Raw genomic sequence first — 13,852 nt, 5'->3', positions numbered from 1 at the left:
GTCCCGGGAGAACCTCCAGAAAGGCTATACAACACCGACATATCACGTCTACGGCTACTCAGTGGCGAACCGAAAGGCCGTAGACGTCAAAGCTCGGGCATATCCCCGATGACGGCGGCCGGCGCGCCCTGGGCCGCCAGGCCGGCCCGACCGCAGCCACACCACCTAGCGGGCTGGGGCGTACTCCGGCAGAGGCCGGGCGTTCCTGGCCTGCACCCGGCGCTCCACCGCGCCGATCGCCTTCATCAACGGCAGGCGGGCGACGACGTCGCGGACGCACCGGCCGCCTTCGGTCTTGGGCACCATGAGGCGGACGTTAGGACCGATCTGCTGCTTCTTGACGACCAGCGGACGGTGGGCGAGGTCGTAGCGGGTGAAGGCGATGCGGTGGTCGCCGCCTGCGGCGGCGAGTTCTCCGGCGAGGCGGTAGGCACCGACCAGAGCCAGTTCCGCGCCCGCGCCCGAGGCGGGGGACGCGCACCAGGCGGCGTCGCCGACGAGCGTGATGCGGCCGCTGGACCAGGAGTCCATCCGCACCTGGCCAAGGGCGTCGAAGTAGAAGTCGGGGTCGGCCAGGGCCGTGTCGAGCAGTTCCGCGGCCCGCCAGGACGGGTCGTCCCCGAACGCCTCGCCGATCAGTCGCTTGTGCTCGGCGACGTCCCGGTGGTCGAACTTCAGCGGCGCGGAGCGGAAGATGAAGTACGCCTTGGCCTGAGCGTGGTTGCCGGATCGGTAGATTCCGGTCATCTTGCCCGGCGTGTTGAACATCGTCACCCAGCGGTCCTCACCGAGCGAGGCGTCGGCATCGGCGAAGGCGAAGTAGTGGTCCTTGAACTGGACGAACTGCTCTTCGGTGCCGAAGGCGAGACGGCGGACGTTGGAGTGCATGCCGTCGGCGCCGACGACCAGGTCGAAGCGGCGGGCAGGCGCGTGCTCGAAGGTGACCGTCACCCCGTCGTCGTCCTGCCGCAGGCCGAGGATGGAGTCGCCGAACAAGTACTCGGCGTCGGTCACCTCGTGCAGCAGGGCCACCAGGTCACCGCGCATGATCTCGACGGAGGCCGGGTCCCGGGTGTCGATCCGGGCGACGGCCCGGTCGTCGGCGTCGACGAACTTCATGCCGTGTACATCGGTGGCGAGCTCGCGGACCCGTGACAGGAGTCCCATCCGCTCGATCACCTCGACGGCGTTGTCGCGCACGTCCACCCCGTTGCCGCCGGAACGCAGCGCCGGGGCGCGCTCGACCACGGTGGGCTTGAAGCCGTGCCGGGCCAGCCAGTGGGCCAGGGTCAGGCCGGCGATGCTCGCGCCGGAGATCAGGATCCGCTCGTTCATGGGGACTCCTTCGCGCTACGATAACTGAAATGGACGTTCCAGTTGATTATGTGAAATGAGCATTCCAGTTGTCAACATCCGCTGAACCCCCGCGCCGGGCCGACGCCGTTCGCAATCGCCGGCTCGCCCTGGACGCGGCCACCGCGCTACTGACCGAGCCGGGCGTATCCCTTACTGTCGAGGCCATCGCCAAGAAGGCGGGCCTGGGGGCGGCGACTGTCGTGCGCGCCTTCGGCGGCAAGGACGCACTCCTGGACGCCGCTGTGTCCCGGCTCCTTGAACCGGTGGTGCAGCATGCCCGCGACCTCCTCGCCGAGACCACGCCCACGCAGGCCCTGCGGATCTTCCTCCGCGAGCTGATCGCCTTCCAGGCCGCGCACTACGCCATCAACGACCAGCTAGGCGGCCTGGACCTACCCGCCACCACGGCCCTGCGCGCCGACCTCGTCCGCGCCGTCGAGGAGATGATCGACGGGGCACGCCGCGACGGCGCGGTCCGCACCGACATCGACCCCGCCATCATCACGACTCTGATCGGCCAGACCGCCCTAGCGGTCGCTCGTATTCAGCCGCCGTCCCGGGAACTCACCGACGCCTACCTCACCGTCCTGCTGGACGGACTCCGCCCTTGACGGCCTCGCCCTCACCGTTCACGACCGCCATCATCAACAGCGCCGTGAACGCGAGCGTTTGAGACGAGCCACCGCCAGCGCGGCAGCTCCAGCACCACGGTTACCACGGCCAGCACGGACACCAGCACGGCGGCGAACACGTGCCAGGCGGCCCACGCCGCCACCACGGCGGCCACGACCTGCAGAACGACCAGCGCGATCGTCACCGCCCCAGGCACCGCGACGATCACATTCCGCTTGTCACCCGGAGTGGAGAACAGCGTCGGCAACCCGATCAGCACCACCACCGACAGCACGGCCAGCGGCACGGAATGGGCGGCCAGGGCCCACGGAGTCGCGACCCAGGCGACCAGCTCGGTGGCGAATCGGAAGGCGGATGCGACGCGGTCGTCCGGACGCGGTGTGGAGAGCACGCGCGTAACATACCGTCCCCGTCCATGCCTGCGAACGTGCGGGCATCGGTATGCCCAAAGGTCCGAAAACCGCTGACTTTCTGGCTGGTGGCGGTGTTGTAGAGAGTATGAGCATCTACACAACGATCGACAGCCCACTGGGCGAGATCCTGCTCGTAGGCGACCCCGTACTGACCCGTGTGGCGTTCGGTGGTGCCGTGCGCCCCGAGTGGCGGCGGGACCCTGGCGCGTTCGCCGAGGCCGAGCGTCAGCTCCGCGAGTACTTCGCGGGCGAGCGGACGGCCTTCGACCTGGACCGCGTCTCGGGCGGCACCGCCTTCCAGGAGCGGGTCTGGGCCGCCGTGGACGCCGTCCCGTACGGGACCACCACGACGTACGGCGAGCTCGCCGCGAGCATCGGCGTGGCACGCGACCGGATCCGCGCGGTCGGCGCGGCCATCGGCGCGAACCCGCTGCTCGTCATCCGCGCCTGCCACCGCGTCGTCGGCGCGAACGGCTCCCTGACCGGCTACGCGGCCGGCGTCGAACGCAAGCACGCGCTGCTCACGCTCGAAGGCGCGCTGCAGCCGCAGCTCATCTGATGGAGGACATCATGAAGGCCGACTGGACGGCCCTGACCGAGGAGGTCAACGCGTACGGCTGCGCGCTGACGCCGCCGGTCCTCTCTCCGGCCGACTGCAAGGAGATCGCGAACCTGTACGGCGAGGTCGGCCGGTTCCGTTCCACGATCGACATGGAGCGCTACCGGTTCGGCCGCGGGCAGTACCGCTACTTCCGCGAGCCCTTCCCGCCGCTGGTGGCGGAGCTGCGGGCGGCGTTCTACCCGCACCTGCTGCCCATCGCCCGCGACTGGGCCGCCCGCCTGGGGCAGCCCGCGCCCTGGCCGGACGACTTCGCCGAGTGGCTGGACATGTGCCACGAAGCCGGGCAGACCAAGCCGACGCCCATCCTGCTGCGTTACCAGGAGGGCGACTGGAACGCCCTGCACCGCGACCTGTACGGGGACCTGGTGTTCCCGCTGCAGGTGGTCATCGGGCTCGACAAGCCGGGCGACGACTACACCGGGGGCGAGTTCCTGCTGGTGGAACAGCGCCCTCGGGCGCAGTCGCGCGGGACGGTGACCCTGCTGCCGCAGGGGCACGGGCTGATCTTCACCACCCGGGACCGGCCCGTGCGGTCCTCGCGCGGGTGGTCGGCGTCGCCGGTGCGGCACGGGGTCAGCACGGTCCGCTCGGGGTTGCGGCACACGCTGGGCCTCGTCTTCCACGACGCCTCGTGACGTACACGCTGATCGGGGCCGACGGCTGGCCGTACGTCAGCGTGCTGCCCGGGACACTGGGCGGGCATCGGCGGGCACGGCTGTACGGGCGGCTGGACTGCCCGTCGGCCCGGCGGGCGATCTCGCGTGGGGGGTATGTGCGGGAACGGGTGTTCTTCGCGGACGAGGTGACGGCCATCGCGGCTGGATACCGGCCGTGCGCGGTGTGTTTGCCGCAGGCGTACCAGATATGGAAGACGGAACAGGCGGCGGCCGAACGGGCGATGGCTGGGCATACGGCGGCTGAGCTGGGCGGACTGCTCGGCCTGCTGGCCGCGGCCCGGCCGCGCGTGACGGCTGTCGTGATCGGTCACGGCCGCGACGCCGCCCTCTCCGCGAAGGCGTTCGCCGCCGCGTGGGAAAGCGGCCCTCAGGCGGACAGCGCGTGGGAAGGGATTGTGCTGGGCGTTGTCGACTGGCCGGAGGAGGCGGCGTCGTGGCTCCGGCAGGCCAGGCGGTTCGTGGCGGGCCCGCCGGACGCGTGGGTGGTGGCGGGGGCGCCACTGGGCTGGGCCCGGATGAGCGAACGCCTCCGGCAGAGCACCGACTGGGACCCCGGCCGTACGTTCGGCTTCGCCTCCACCGCGCAAGCCGTCGCCCTGGCCCCGCCTGGAACACTGGAGGGCATGCGCGGAGCGGACATCGACGGCACCACCTGGCGAATCAGCCGCAACCTGATCCATCGGGACCCGGCATGATCCCACTCCCGACACGAGAGATCGCTCCAGGCGCCGTGCACGCGCCGAGCTGGCTGACGCTCGACGAGCAGCGTCATCTGGTACGGGCGTGCCGCGAGTGGGCGGCGGGCCCGGTGCCGATCCGGCACACCGTACTGCCCCGAGGCGGCGTCATGTCAGTGCAGACGGTGTGCGTCGGCTGGCACTGGCACCAGTACTGGACACTTACCCGCGTGTAGTCTACCACGCAAGATCCGTCAGCGGGAAGATCCACGTTGCCACCCGCGAGGGCGGAAGCCCAGCTCAGGTCATGTGACGAAGGTCACAGCCCGGAAACCCGGCGGGATCTGGGATCCGCCGGGGGATATACACATAGGGAAGGGGAAAGAGGGAGCAGCGCAGATACCAAGCGTGCTCTCCTCCCTTCCCCCCCGTGGGGGGACTACAAGGGGGTACTTACCTACTCCTTAAAGAGGCCCCCTTAAAGGGGCCTACTTACTTAGTTACCCCTTACTACTGGTCGGGCCTTGAAGCCCGACCTAGGGAGTTCTTTCTTCTTCATCACCTCCAGTTCTGAGTCCGATCTCCTGGAGGTGATCTCCCTGCCACGAGCACCCTCCAAGTGCCTTGAGAAGGGCTGCCGGAAGGCAGCCACCAAGAAGGGTCGATGTGAAGCCTGTTACCAGCCATGGGCTCACCAGAGTCCACGGAACAGGGACCGGCCATCCAACGCCGCGACGCTAGTACGTCGTGTCAGACGGCGAGACAGAGACCGGTGCTACCTCTGCGGATCCCACGGCCAGATCGTTGACCACATCCGCTCAGTCGCCGAAGGCGGCTCCTGGGACCTTTCCAACCTGGCCTGCATCTGCGGGCCATGCCACCACGAGAAGACCCAGGGGGAGGCAGCGCGAGGGAGGGCGCGACGCACATGACCTATGACAACTTCACCGAGAGCTGTAGCCCAGGAAGCTGGTGTGGCTCATGTCCCACTCCTTGCTTCCTTGACGGTGAAGGCGACACCGCCTTCGACACCCTTGCCGATCGCGGCCCAGACCCCGAGCCCGAGTACCCGGACCTCGCCGAGGCCGTCGGCGACACCGACACCTTCGCCCTCGGCTGTGGCCGATGGGACGACTCGGCCGCCCCGTGCAACTCATGCGCCGGCAACTACTTCTGCTTCTACTCCTTCCAAGCATCGGCCTAAGCCGAGGAAGGATCCCGTCAACTCGTCGGCTACGGCTACTGGGCCTGAGGGCCCATCTCGGGACGCCAGCAACGATCCGGCTAAGGGCTGGGGGGCTGGCAGGCATGCGGACGGTGGGGGCCCATGCCAACCTCTTTACTTCTTTCTTCTACATGGAGGGTGATGCACATGGCAGCTCCGAGGCGTACGCCGGCCAAGGCTGGCAAGCCCGTCGAGACCAAGCCGACCACCAAGGCTGCACAGAAGCCTGGCGCCAAGGGTGCCAAGCCGGTCCCTCCGGGCCAGGACAACCCCCAGCGCGGTGCCCGCGCTCGTAACTCCCGAGGTAAGTGAGCGTGGCGGGACGAGGTCCCGCCCCCAAGGAGAACGCCGTCCGTCGCAACGCGGTGGACTTAAGCCACCTTGAGGGCGACGAGGACGTACCAGACAAGCTGAAGAAGCTGTTCAAGAGGGACTCCTACAGCGTGGCCACCCTTCGCTGGTGGGACACCTGGGCTGAGTCCGAGCAGTCGGAGAGCTTCAAGGCGACCGACTGGCAGCGCTTGCAGATGCTGGCCCCGCTCGTCGAGGCGTACTACCGCCGGCCAGGCCACAACGCCCTGGCCGAGATCAGACAGAACGAGAGCCTCCTCGGTGCCACCGTCACTGACCGCATGCGCCTGCGGATGGGCAAGCCCGAGAAGAAGGGCGATGACAAGCCCGATTCGCAGCCTGAGAACGTCGCCGACTTCGAGCTGTACCGGCAGCTAGGGGGCGCGTGACCCCGGAATTCTTACCGACCCGCGTGGTACTCGGTCGAGTGATCTTCGGACCCGCAAAGCTGGCATGCCCAAGCAAAACGACCAATGAGGTAAGGGTTCACGGGCTTGTCGGGTTTATCGGGTTTGTCCGATATCGCATTCACCCAGATGGCCGAGATGATGTTGAACAGCAATAGCCAGACCCAGGAGCCATCGGGCAAGTGTGGCAGTAGGAATCCGGTGCCCTTGAAGCCCCACAGGCACAGTTCGATGAGTCCCCAGATCCAGGCCAAGATGCTTATAAGCATGAAGATGATGCCGACGGTCGCTCTGAGACATCCCATGATGGCGCCTCTCCATCGCAGCATCTGACCGCCTCCGCAGCCAACCGATGGCGCGGTAACCCACGCACAAGCGTCTTTACCCAGCGCATAGATCCTTACGACCTTCAACTTCATAACGCCAGGGGTGATGCCTGTGCAAACAGGCAAGCTCTGTTGCGACATGGAGCTGTGGAGACAACTCGGGGGCGCGTGAGCGGCCAAGCAGTCACCAAATCCAGATGTCGAACGCCTTGGCAACCATAGCTCCGGCCACTGCACCGAATAGCACTCCCAGCAGCCACAGCAATGCCTTCCACCCTGGCTGACGAAGCCCCACGACAAGCGATCGATGATGCTTCCCGCGCACGATCGGGCGTCGGAGTACCTCCCCGCCGAGAACCACAAAGCGTGTAAGCGCGCAAGCTGCGCAGACAAAAAAGAAGCCCGCCAGCCAACTATCAATTTGCGGTACAATTGGCCCTGTCATTGAGACGGTGCCACAGGTGGCCGCCCCGACGCCCCACATGCCGGTGAAAGCCCAGAGCTCCGCTCGCCTTCTCCTGCGCGTTTCCATGCGGCTCACGCATTCGCGCTCGTCATCGCGCTCGGCCTGGTCCGCGCTCGGGAGCGCTATGACGCCTACTCCAGGAATCACAACTTAATCGTAGCTCCCCAGGGGGCCGGGAGGTGATGCCGCATGCAAACCGGCAACCTCCCCGAGGGAGTCCCCCACCCGACACGGAGCCTGGGCTACCAGATCCTGCGCTGGGGTGAGCGCTACCTGGTCCAGCCGGACGGCGAGAACGCCGGCCAGCCGTGGCAGTTCAGCGTCGAGCAGAAGCGCTTCATCCTGTGGCTCTACGCCATCGACGACAAGGGCAAGTGGCTCTACGACACGGCAGCCCTCAGGCGGTCGAAGGGCTGGGGCAAGACCCCCGTCCTCGCTGCCCTGGCCATCATCGAGTTCATCGGCCCCTGTCGATTCAGCCACTTCGACGAGGCAGGCTTCCCCGTCGGCAAGGCCGTTGGCCTGCCGCTGGTGCAGATCGCTGCCACCTCGATCGACCAGACCGCGAACACGCGAGACATGATCCGCGGAATGCTGGCGAACTCGCCGGCAGAGGTCGAGTTCGATCTGGAGCTCGGCAAGGAGCGGATCCAGTTCCGCTCCGGTCGACCCGGTCGTATCGAGCCCGTCACGAGCTCCAGCCGTGGCTTGGAGGGCGCGAGGCCCACATTCGTGGTGGCCGACGAGACGCACCACTGGGTGCCGAACAACGGCGGCACCGCCGTGTTCGAGGTACTGGACCGCAACATCCGCAAGACAGCCGGCGCGGGCTCTCGCTTTGTCGAGAGCACGAATGCGTTCAATCCGAACGAAGACAGCGTGGCTCAGCGGACCTACGAGGCGTACCAGAAGAAGCCCAACGGCAAGCTGCTCTACGACTGCGTAGAGGCCGACTCCGATGAGATCGACCTCAAGGACGAGGACGCCGTCAGGCTCGGCCTGAAGCAGGCGTACGGCGACTCGCACTGGGTGGACATTGAGGGCCTGATCGAAGCGATTCAGGACCCGCGTACGAGCGTGGCCCAGGCGTACCGCTTCTACCTGAACAAGATCCAAGAATCGGCGGAGAACTGGATTGCCAAGCCCATCTGGGACGGGCTCCGGAACGATGATGACCCGATCAAGGCCGGCGATCAGATCGCGATTGGCTTCGACGGCTCGCTCTACAGCGACGCCACGGCGATCGTGGGCTGCCGTCTCCGTGACGGCAAGCTGTTCATCATCCACCTGGACGAGGACCCCAACGATCCTCTCCGTGAGTGGCAGGTGGACACGCTCCTGGTGGACAAGAGGATGCGCCAGGCGCGGGAGACCTTCAAAGTCGAGTGGGTCTACGCGGACCCCTCCTACTGGCAAAACGTCGTCGGCACCTGGGCCTTGGACTTCAAGGAGGCCGACCGCGACGGCCGGGACATCGTCTACGAGTTCTCACCGCAGCGAGCCCGCCAGATGGTCGAGGCCATCGAGCGCTTCCACTCTGCGGCTCATCTGGCCGAGGAGATCTGCCACGACGGCAACCCCGACCTCGGCCGACACATCACCAACGCGGTGACCTACGAGGTCCCTCAGGGGCTCCTGATCCGCAAGGAGTCGAAGAAGTCCCGGAAGAAGATCGACGCCGCGATTGCGGCAGTCCTGGCCTACGAAGCCCGAGGCGAGGCCATAGCTGACGGGCGCATGAAGGTTCGCCGACGCGCACGCATCCGCACCTACTAAGGGCGTAGATCGGCTCATCTCTCTTTTTTTGCCCAGATTCATGAGGTTGGCAATTAACTGCCCGCTTCTCTCTTTTTTTGCCTCGATATAAGAGGCTGGCAGTCAGGAGGATGGCAGTGCCAGGACGGCTTGGAGGCCGACCCCAGAGTCCGCTGGAATGGATCAACTACCTCGAAGGCAAGCTGAGCTCACAGCGCTCTGACGTGCGGAAGTACTCGACGTACTACGACTCCGAGAACAAGATCCTGAGCTATGCCCAGAAGAAGTTCTCCGAGATCTTCGGTGATCTCTTCGTCGGCTGGCGGGACAACTTCTGCCCGCTGGTCGTGGACAGCGTCAGCGAGCGTCTCCGCATCCAGGGCTTCCGCATGGAGGCCGAGGAGCCTGCGGACAAAGACGCCAACGAGATCTGGCAGCGGAACTACCTCGACGCCGAGAGCAACGGGGCCCACATCGACGCCCTGATGGGCGGCTCGGCCTACCTGACGGTGTGGGGTGACGACGAGGACAAGGCGCTCATCGTGCCTGAGTCCGCCGAGGAAGTCACCGTTCAGTACGAGCCTGGCTCGCGCCGCAAGCGCGCGGCTGCGCTGAAGTGGTACATCGACGACTGGGGCACCGAGCACTCCACGCTCTGGCTGCCTGACGGCGTCTGGAGATCCAATCGCGAAGGTGACGGTGAGGGCCGCTTCTGGACTGAGCCTGTAGGCGAGTCCAACCCCCTCGGCGTAGTCCCGGTCATCCCGCTGCTCAACAGGACCCGGCTGAAGCTGACTCCGTTCTCGGAGCTTGCGGCGATCATCCCGGTGCAGGACGCCATCAACAAGGTCGCCGCGGATGCCCTTGTGGCGAGTGAGTTCGCTGCCTTCCCACAGAGGGTCCTGAGCGGCGTCGAGCCGCTTCCGGAGAACCCCACGGCTGACGAGATTGAGGGCGCCCGCCAGGAAGCGATCAAGGCTTACATCGACCGCATCCTGACCTTGGACAACCCTGACGCCAAGTGGGGGCAGTTCGAGGCAGCGGACCTGTCGAACTACGTAGTGCTCATCGACATGCTGGTCCAGCACATGGCCAGCCAGTCGAGGGTGCCATTTCATTACTTCTTGTTGAACGGCGGTCAAGCGCCGTCCGGCGAGAGCATCACCGCAGCCGAGGCCGGCCTAGTGGCCAAGGCTCGCGAGCGGATGCTGCACTTCGGAGAGTCCTGGGAAGAGGCTCTGCGACTGGCTTTCCTGGTTGAGGGCGACACGTCCAAGGCCGAGGCGTACAGCGCAGAGGTCATCTGGGAGGACCCCGAGTACCGCAGCAAGGCGCAGCTAGCCGACTCCCTGCTGAAGATGAAGGAACTGGGCGTTCCTGACAAGCAGCTCCAGGAGGAGTACGGCTACACCCCCACGCAGATCGAGCGTTTCGACTCGATGCGTGAGGAGCAGATGAAGCGTCAGAAGGAGCTGGACGACAAGTACGGCCCTAAGGACGTGGACCCTCTCACCGGTAAGCCCATTCAACCGGGCTCGGCCGGCAGCAAGCCTCCCGCTCGTGGCGAGGCCAAGGCACCGACCGCTCAGGACAAGAGCGCCTCGGTCGAGCGCCAGAAGCGCGCCGCGTAATACCCGCACCACCCGAGCCCTAGCCGACATGGCGGGGGCTTCTTTTATGCCCCCGATCCGACATGGAGAAGGAACCTGATGGACACGAACACCCCTGCCAACGACCAGACCACTCCCCCGGCCGACGCCAATCCGCCTGTCCAAATTCAGGAGGATGGCAACTCGGGCGACCTCGACTACTGGAAGTCCGAGGCCGAGAAGTGGAAGGGATTCTCCCGCAAGCACGAGAGCAACTGGGAGAAGGCCACCAGGGAGTTGGACGGCCTTCGCAAGGCCGGTATGACCGACGCTGAGCGAGCCATTGAAGAGGCTCGTGAGCAGGGTCGTCAGGAAGTTCGCACGTCCAGCGTTACCGAGCGAGCGCAGCTCAAGCTGGAGGCCGCGGCAGCCCGAGCTGGCGTGGATCTCACGCCTGTTCAGGCGCTGCTCGACACCTCCAAGTTCATCGCGAACGGCGATGTGAACGACGCCGCGATCAACGAGTTCGTCACCGGTTATGCCGGCGGCCAGCCGAAGGCCCCCAAGTTCGCTCAGGGGCTCGGCATCGGTCCGCAGAGCGACTCGCGCACACCGGGCCAGCTCACCCGGGAGGAGTTCGCGCGGCTGAGCCCCCGTGAGCGTGTCCAGGCCCGCAAGGACGGCCGAGCGGACGCGCTGCTTCGCGGCGAAATCTGACACCCCCGCATACCAGGCCCTTGGCACTCGCCGAGGGCCTTTCGTATGTCCATAACGAAGGACTTCTCCATTGGCTACCACCTTCACTAACGGCCTCTACAAGGACTCCGGCGCACGTCTGACCGCCAACGTCCAGGGCACCTTCATCCCCGAGATGTGGTCTGCCCAGCTCCTGGTGGACACCGAGGACCAGCTTGTCCTCGGCAACCTCTTCGGGACGAGCGTCTACGAGGGCGAGTTCAAGAAGGAGGGGGACACCATCAGGATCCCCCACTTCGTTGACACCGTGACGGACAAGGGTGTCGTGCCGGCGTACGGCACTGTCGGCACGCGCGACCGCGCGCAGCTCGACTTCATCAAGATGCAGGTCGCGAAGGGTTCGAGCTTCAACTTCGAGGTTGACTCGCTCCACCAGATGCAGACCAAGCAGGGCATCAGCCTGATGGACGAGCTGGTCCGTCAGCGCGCCCGCAAGACCGCTCTGGCCCTCGACGCCCTGGTGGCTACGGCCATCGTTCAGGGTTCGATCGAGACCGCCGCGAACTCTGGCCTGGGCAAGGACGCCAACAGCGACGGCGGCACCGCGGCGCTGCATGGCCTGGTCGAGCGCGTCCCCCTGGTTGCCGGCGCGGCTGGTCGCTACAACCAGATCGTGGACATGATCGCCCTTCTGGACGACATCAACTCGGAGAAGGAGCGCTTCCTGGTCATCGGCACCTCGCTTCGTAGCGAGCTGCTGAAGATGAAGGAGTTCATCGACGCGTCTCACTGGGGTGGGTCGCCGATCATGGTGTCCGGCTTCATCGGCTCCGTTGCTGGTGTCCCGGTCATCGTGTCCAACACGGTCGGTCCGCGCGTGACCCGGCGAGGCAAGCAGGCGCTGGTGGGCCCGACCCACACCGCCGCGACGTCCATCGACATGGTCCTCGGTACTCGGGGTTCGGTGGCCGCGGTCATCCCGAACATCGACATGAAGACCTACGAGCCGGAGGACAGCTTCACCGAGGCCGTCAAGGCGCGTATCCACTACGACGCCAAGGTGATCGCCCCGCAGGAGATCGTCGTCGGCACGCCCGCTACCCCCTGATCCTCGCTCACCCGGTGAGCCCCCGGCTTCGGCCGGGGGCTTTGCCCTGCTCGAAAGGAGTCTGCGTGATCCTCACGGTCGCGGACATCGAGGCTCGTACAGGGCAGGTGTACGAGGACACACAACTGGATCAGGTCAACGCCTTCATCACTGACGTGACAGCGCTGGTGGAGGACTTCCTGGGGCGCGTGTTCACCCCTACCAGCCCTGCGCCCGCAGGTGTGCGGGGTATCACTGCTCGCGAGGTCATCCGCTATCTCAACGAGGACCCGGGTGTCGCTGCCGACCGAGTCGGTGACCTGTCCACCAGCTACGCCCACCAGGGCGCTGTGGTGGTGCTGTCGGCCGATACGGTGACCCAGCTTCGTCGCTATAAGCGCCGCAGCGGCATCGGTTCTATCCAGCTCGTCAGCCGCTACATCCCCGATACCACTGTGGACGACGGGAGTGGTGCCTGATGCTCCTGGACAGAGCCCCCGAGGTCGTCAAGATCTTCGACACCAAGTGGGTGGATGACGGCTACGGCGCGGGGCAATCGCCCGTGGCGGCCGAGACCGCCAAGGAGTACAAGGCGTTCATCCTGCCAACCGGTTTTGCCGGTGCCGGCTGGGCGATCAACATGAGGTTCGCTGGTCAGGGCTGGGCGGATGCCGCCCGAATCACCGTGATCATCAAGTGGACCCCCGCGCTGGATGAGGTTCGGCAGTGGACTCGGCTTGAGGCCCAGGGCCAGACCTGGACGGTGGTCCAGGCCCCACGGCAATGGAGGACTCGGCGAATCCGCTACGTCTGGCTCCTGGCCGAGCTGAAGGGGGACGCCGAGTGAGTGTCTGGGTGAATCCTGACGTCGAGGAGATCGTGGCTGGTCTGGAGGGTGTCACCGCTGAGGTGGTCAAGACCGCCAACCGAGGCGCACGCAAGCTGAAGGCCAACATCGCCAAGCGAACCGGCCGGATGGCCGGCAGCGTGTCTGCCGAACGTGTGGGATCCAAGGACGCCTTCTTCGGCATCTCCGACGAGGGAGCGCTGGGTTACAACTACGGCCACCACAACAGCTGGGCGGACGAGCAAGTTCAGGGCTCCTACGTGATCGAGCAGACCGTCAGGGAAATGTGATGATCCCTGATCCGGAGAAGGCGATCATGGCGGCCCTGACTCACTACATGCCCGAGCTGGTCACCAACGGCCGGTCTCGCATCTACAGCCAGGCGCCGCAGGGCTGGGACAGGCTGGACTTCCTGGTCGTGCGGGCAACTCCTGGTGGGGCTTCTCGACATCCGAACCTCTACAGCGTCTGCTTCTTCGAGATCGAGGCGTTTGCCTCCACTCGTGGCGATGCATCGACGCTGGGCCGGCGTGCAGCCGCGGCCATGACCACGGCGGGCCGTGAGAACTACCGCTACATCAGCGACAACGAAGCCGGATACCTGTTCGGCTTCCGCGAGGTGAACGCCCCCTCGCTGGTCTACGACGGCTTGAGCAGCAAGCACGGCGACACCTTCATGTTCCAGGGGACCTACCAGATCTCCGTGCGAGGGCTGCGCTAACTCC

19 protein-coding genes are annotated in these 13,852 nt (G+C 65.9%); 16 read left to right on the top strand and 3 right to left on the bottom strand.

What is annotated here, in order from left to right; all coding sequences use genetic code 11:
* Positions 1 to 165 precede the first annotated feature (165 nt).
* On the bottom strand, positions 166 to 1,335 hold the full coding sequence (locus tag AB0B64_RS15210) for an FAD-dependent monooxygenase (RefSeq protein ID WP_358177810.1): 1,170 nt from the start codon (positions 1,333 to 1,335) through the stop codon (positions 166 to 168).
* A gap of 68 nt (positions 1,336 to 1,403) precedes the next feature.
* Between AB0B64_RS15210 and AB0B64_RS15205 the strand changes: the two genes are divergently transcribed.
* Positions 1,404 to 1,967, top strand: coding sequence for a TetR/AcrR family transcriptional regulator (locus AB0B64_RS15205; RefSeq protein ID WP_357942333.1), 564 nt, complete (start codon positions 1,404 to 1,406; stop codon positions 1,965 to 1,967).
* An 11-nt stretch (positions 1,968 to 1,978) separates the two neighbouring features.
* On the opposite strand, the gene AB0B64_RS15200 is transcribed toward AB0B64_RS15205, so the two are convergent.
* Positions 1,979 to 2,380, bottom strand: coding sequence for a hypothetical protein (locus tag AB0B64_RS15200; protein ID WP_357942331.1), 402 nt, complete (start codon positions 2,378 to 2,380; stop codon positions 1,979 to 1,981).
* Between the two features lie 107 nt (positions 2,381 to 2,487).
* Between AB0B64_RS15200 and AB0B64_RS15195 the strand changes: the two genes are divergently transcribed.
* The 7 genes from AB0B64_RS15195 to AB0B64_RS15165 all read left to right on the top strand — a co-directional run bounded on the left by AB0B64_RS15195 (position 2,488) and on the right by AB0B64_RS15165 (position 6,343).
* The gene (locus tag AB0B64_RS15195; protein ID WP_357942329.1) at positions 2,488 to 2,961 is read left to right on the top strand and encodes a methylated-DNA--[protein]-cysteine S-methyltransferase; all 474 of its coding nucleotides are present in this window, start codon (positions 2,488 to 2,490) and stop codon (positions 2,959 to 2,961) included.
* 11 nt (positions 2,962 to 2,972) lie between these two features.
* Entirely contained in the window at positions 2,973 to 3,659 is a 687-nt protein-coding gene (locus tag AB0B64_RS15190; RefSeq protein ID WP_358177807.1) for a 2OG-Fe(II) oxygenase, read from the top strand.
* Positions 3,656 to 4,396 carry an Ada metal-binding domain-containing protein gene (locus tag AB0B64_RS15185; RefSeq protein ID WP_358177804.1) on the top strand — a complete coding sequence of 247 codons (741 nt, stop codon included), beginning with the start codon at positions 3,656 to 3,658 and terminating at the stop codon, positions 4,394 to 4,396. Before AB0B64_RS15190 ends, AB0B64_RS15185 begins: the two co-directional genes overlap by 4 nt.
* Positions 4,393 to 4,614: a hypothetical protein gene (locus AB0B64_RS15180; RefSeq protein WP_358177801.1), complete on the top strand. Its 222-nt coding sequence runs from the start codon at positions 4,393 to 4,395 to the stop codon at positions 4,612 to 4,614. The genes AB0B64_RS15185 and AB0B64_RS15180 overlap by 4 nt, the downstream gene beginning before the upstream one ends.
* Before the next feature lie 354 nt (positions 4,615 to 4,968).
* Positions 4,969 to 5,310, top strand: a complete 342-nt coding sequence (locus AB0B64_RS15175) for an HNH endonuclease signature motif containing protein (protein WP_358178027.1) — start codon at positions 4,969 to 4,971, stop codon at positions 5,308 to 5,310.
* A complete protein-coding gene (locus AB0B64_RS15170; protein WP_358177798.1) occupies positions 5,307 to 5,582 on the top strand; it encodes a hypothetical protein in 276 nt (91 codons plus the stop codon). The genes AB0B64_RS15175 and AB0B64_RS15170 overlap by 4 nt, the downstream gene beginning before the upstream one ends.
* A 335-nt stretch (positions 5,583 to 5,917) precedes the next feature.
* Positions 5,918 to 6,343 carry a hypothetical protein gene (locus tag AB0B64_RS15165; RefSeq protein ID WP_358177796.1) on the top strand — a complete coding sequence of 142 codons (426 nt, stop codon included), beginning with the start codon at positions 5,918 to 5,920 and terminating at the stop codon, positions 6,341 to 6,343.
* An 11-nt stretch (positions 6,344 to 6,354) separates the two neighbouring features.
* Here AB0B64_RS15165 and AB0B64_RS15160 read toward each other — a convergent pair whose 3' ends face one another.
* Complete coding sequence (locus AB0B64_RS15160) at positions 6,355 to 6,780, bottom strand: hypothetical protein (protein WP_358177793.1); 426 nt, start codon at positions 6,778 to 6,780, stop codon at positions 6,355 to 6,357.
* 562 nt (positions 6,781 to 7,342) lie between these two features.
* Here AB0B64_RS15160 and AB0B64_RS15155 point away from each other — a divergent pair.
* The 8 genes from AB0B64_RS15155 to AB0B64_RS15120 all read left to right on the top strand — a co-directional run bounded on the left by AB0B64_RS15155 (position 7,343) and on the right by AB0B64_RS15120 (position 13,848).
* Positions 7,343 to 8,929 (top strand): hypothetical protein, encoded by a 1,587-nt coding sequence (locus AB0B64_RS15155; protein ID WP_358177790.1) that lies wholly within the window; start codon positions 7,343 to 7,345, stop codon positions 8,927 to 8,929.
* A 110-nt stretch (positions 8,930 to 9,039) separates the two neighbouring features.
* The gene (locus tag AB0B64_RS15150; protein WP_358178024.1) at positions 9,040 to 10,539 is read left to right on the top strand and encodes a phage portal protein; all 1,500 of its coding nucleotides are present in this window, start codon (positions 9,040 to 9,042) and stop codon (positions 10,537 to 10,539) included.
* A gap of 78 nt (positions 10,540 to 10,617) precedes the next feature.
* Positions 10,618 to 11,214 carry a hypothetical protein gene (locus AB0B64_RS15145; protein ID WP_358177787.1) on the top strand — a complete coding sequence of 199 codons (597 nt, stop codon included), beginning with the start codon at positions 10,618 to 10,620 and terminating at the stop codon, positions 11,212 to 11,214.
* 70 nt (positions 11,215 to 11,284) lie between these two features.
* The gene (locus AB0B64_RS15140) at positions 11,285 to 12,301 is read left to right on the top strand and encodes a hypothetical protein (RefSeq protein ID WP_358177784.1); all 1,017 of its coding nucleotides are present in this window, start codon (positions 11,285 to 11,287) and stop codon (positions 12,299 to 12,301) included.
* A gap of 65 nt (positions 12,302 to 12,366) precedes the next feature.
* Positions 12,367 to 12,759: a hypothetical protein gene (locus AB0B64_RS15135; protein ID WP_358177782.1), complete on the top strand. Its 393-nt coding sequence runs from the start codon at positions 12,367 to 12,369 to the stop codon at positions 12,757 to 12,759.
* Complete coding sequence (locus AB0B64_RS15130; protein WP_358177779.1) at positions 12,759 to 13,127, top strand: hypothetical protein; 369 nt, start codon at positions 12,759 to 12,761, stop codon at positions 13,125 to 13,127. Before AB0B64_RS15135 ends, AB0B64_RS15130 begins: the two co-directional genes overlap by 1 nt.
* A complete protein-coding gene (locus AB0B64_RS15125; protein WP_358177777.1) occupies positions 13,124 to 13,417 on the top strand; it encodes a DUF5403 family protein in 294 nt (97 codons plus the stop codon). Before AB0B64_RS15130 ends, AB0B64_RS15125 begins: the two co-directional genes overlap by 4 nt.
* Positions 13,417 to 13,848, top strand: a complete 432-nt coding sequence (locus AB0B64_RS15120; RefSeq protein WP_358177774.1) for a hypothetical protein — start codon at positions 13,417 to 13,419, stop codon at positions 13,846 to 13,848. The genes AB0B64_RS15125 and AB0B64_RS15120 overlap by 1 nt, the downstream gene beginning before the upstream one ends.
* Positions 13,849 to 13,852: the final 4 nt, after the last annotated feature.

Origin of the sequence: Nonomuraea sp. NPDC049129, from assembly GCF_040648495.1 — a bacterium.
Taxonomy (GTDB): domain Bacteria; phylum Actinomycetota; class Actinomycetes; order Streptosporangiales; family Streptosporangiaceae; genus Nonomuraea.
This window is presented reverse-complemented; position numbering and strand designations above follow the sequence as displayed.

Bases quoted from the DNA above. Each gene is read 5' to 3' on its own strand.
- AB0B64_RS15190 (WP_358177807.1), top strand. From the start codon at position 2,973: ATGAAGGCCGACTGGACGGCCCTGACCGAGGAGGTCAACGCGTACGGC.
- AB0B64_RS15170 (WP_358177798.1), top strand. From the start codon at position 5,307: ATGACCTATGACAACTTCACCGAGAGCTGTAGCCCAGGAAGCTGGTGT.
- AB0B64_RS15120 (WP_358177774.1), top strand. From the start codon at position 13,417: ATGATCCCTGATCCGGAGAAGGCGATCATGGCGGCCCTGACTCACTAC.
- AB0B64_RS15210 (WP_358177810.1), bottom strand. From the start codon at position 1,335: ATGAACGAGCGGATCCTGATCTCCGGCGCGAGCATCGCCGGCCTGACC.
- AB0B64_RS15130 (WP_358177779.1), top strand. From the start codon at position 12,759: ATGCTCCTGGACAGAGCCCCCGAGGTCGTCAAGATCTTCGACACCAAG.
- AB0B64_RS15155 (WP_358177790.1), top strand. From the start codon at position 7,343: ATGCAAACCGGCAACCTCCCCGAGGGAGTCCCCCACCCGACACGGAGC.
- AB0B64_RS15160 (WP_358177793.1), bottom strand. From the start codon at position 6,780: ATGAAGTTGAAGGTCGTAAGGATCTATGCGCTGGGTAAAGACGCTTGT.
- AB0B64_RS15150 (WP_358178024.1), top strand. From the start codon at position 9,040: ATGGCAGTGCCAGGACGGCTTGGAGGCCGACCCCAGAGTCCGCTGGAA.
- AB0B64_RS15180 (WP_358177801.1), top strand. From the start codon at position 4,393: ATGATCCCACTCCCGACACGAGAGATCGCTCCAGGCGCCGTGCACGCG.
- AB0B64_RS15195 (WP_357942329.1), top strand. From the start codon at position 2,488: ATGAGCATCTACACAACGATCGACAGCCCACTGGGCGAGATCCTGCTC.
- AB0B64_RS15145 (WP_358177787.1), top strand. From the start codon at position 10,618: ATGGACACGAACACCCCTGCCAACGACCAGACCACTCCCCCGGCCGAC.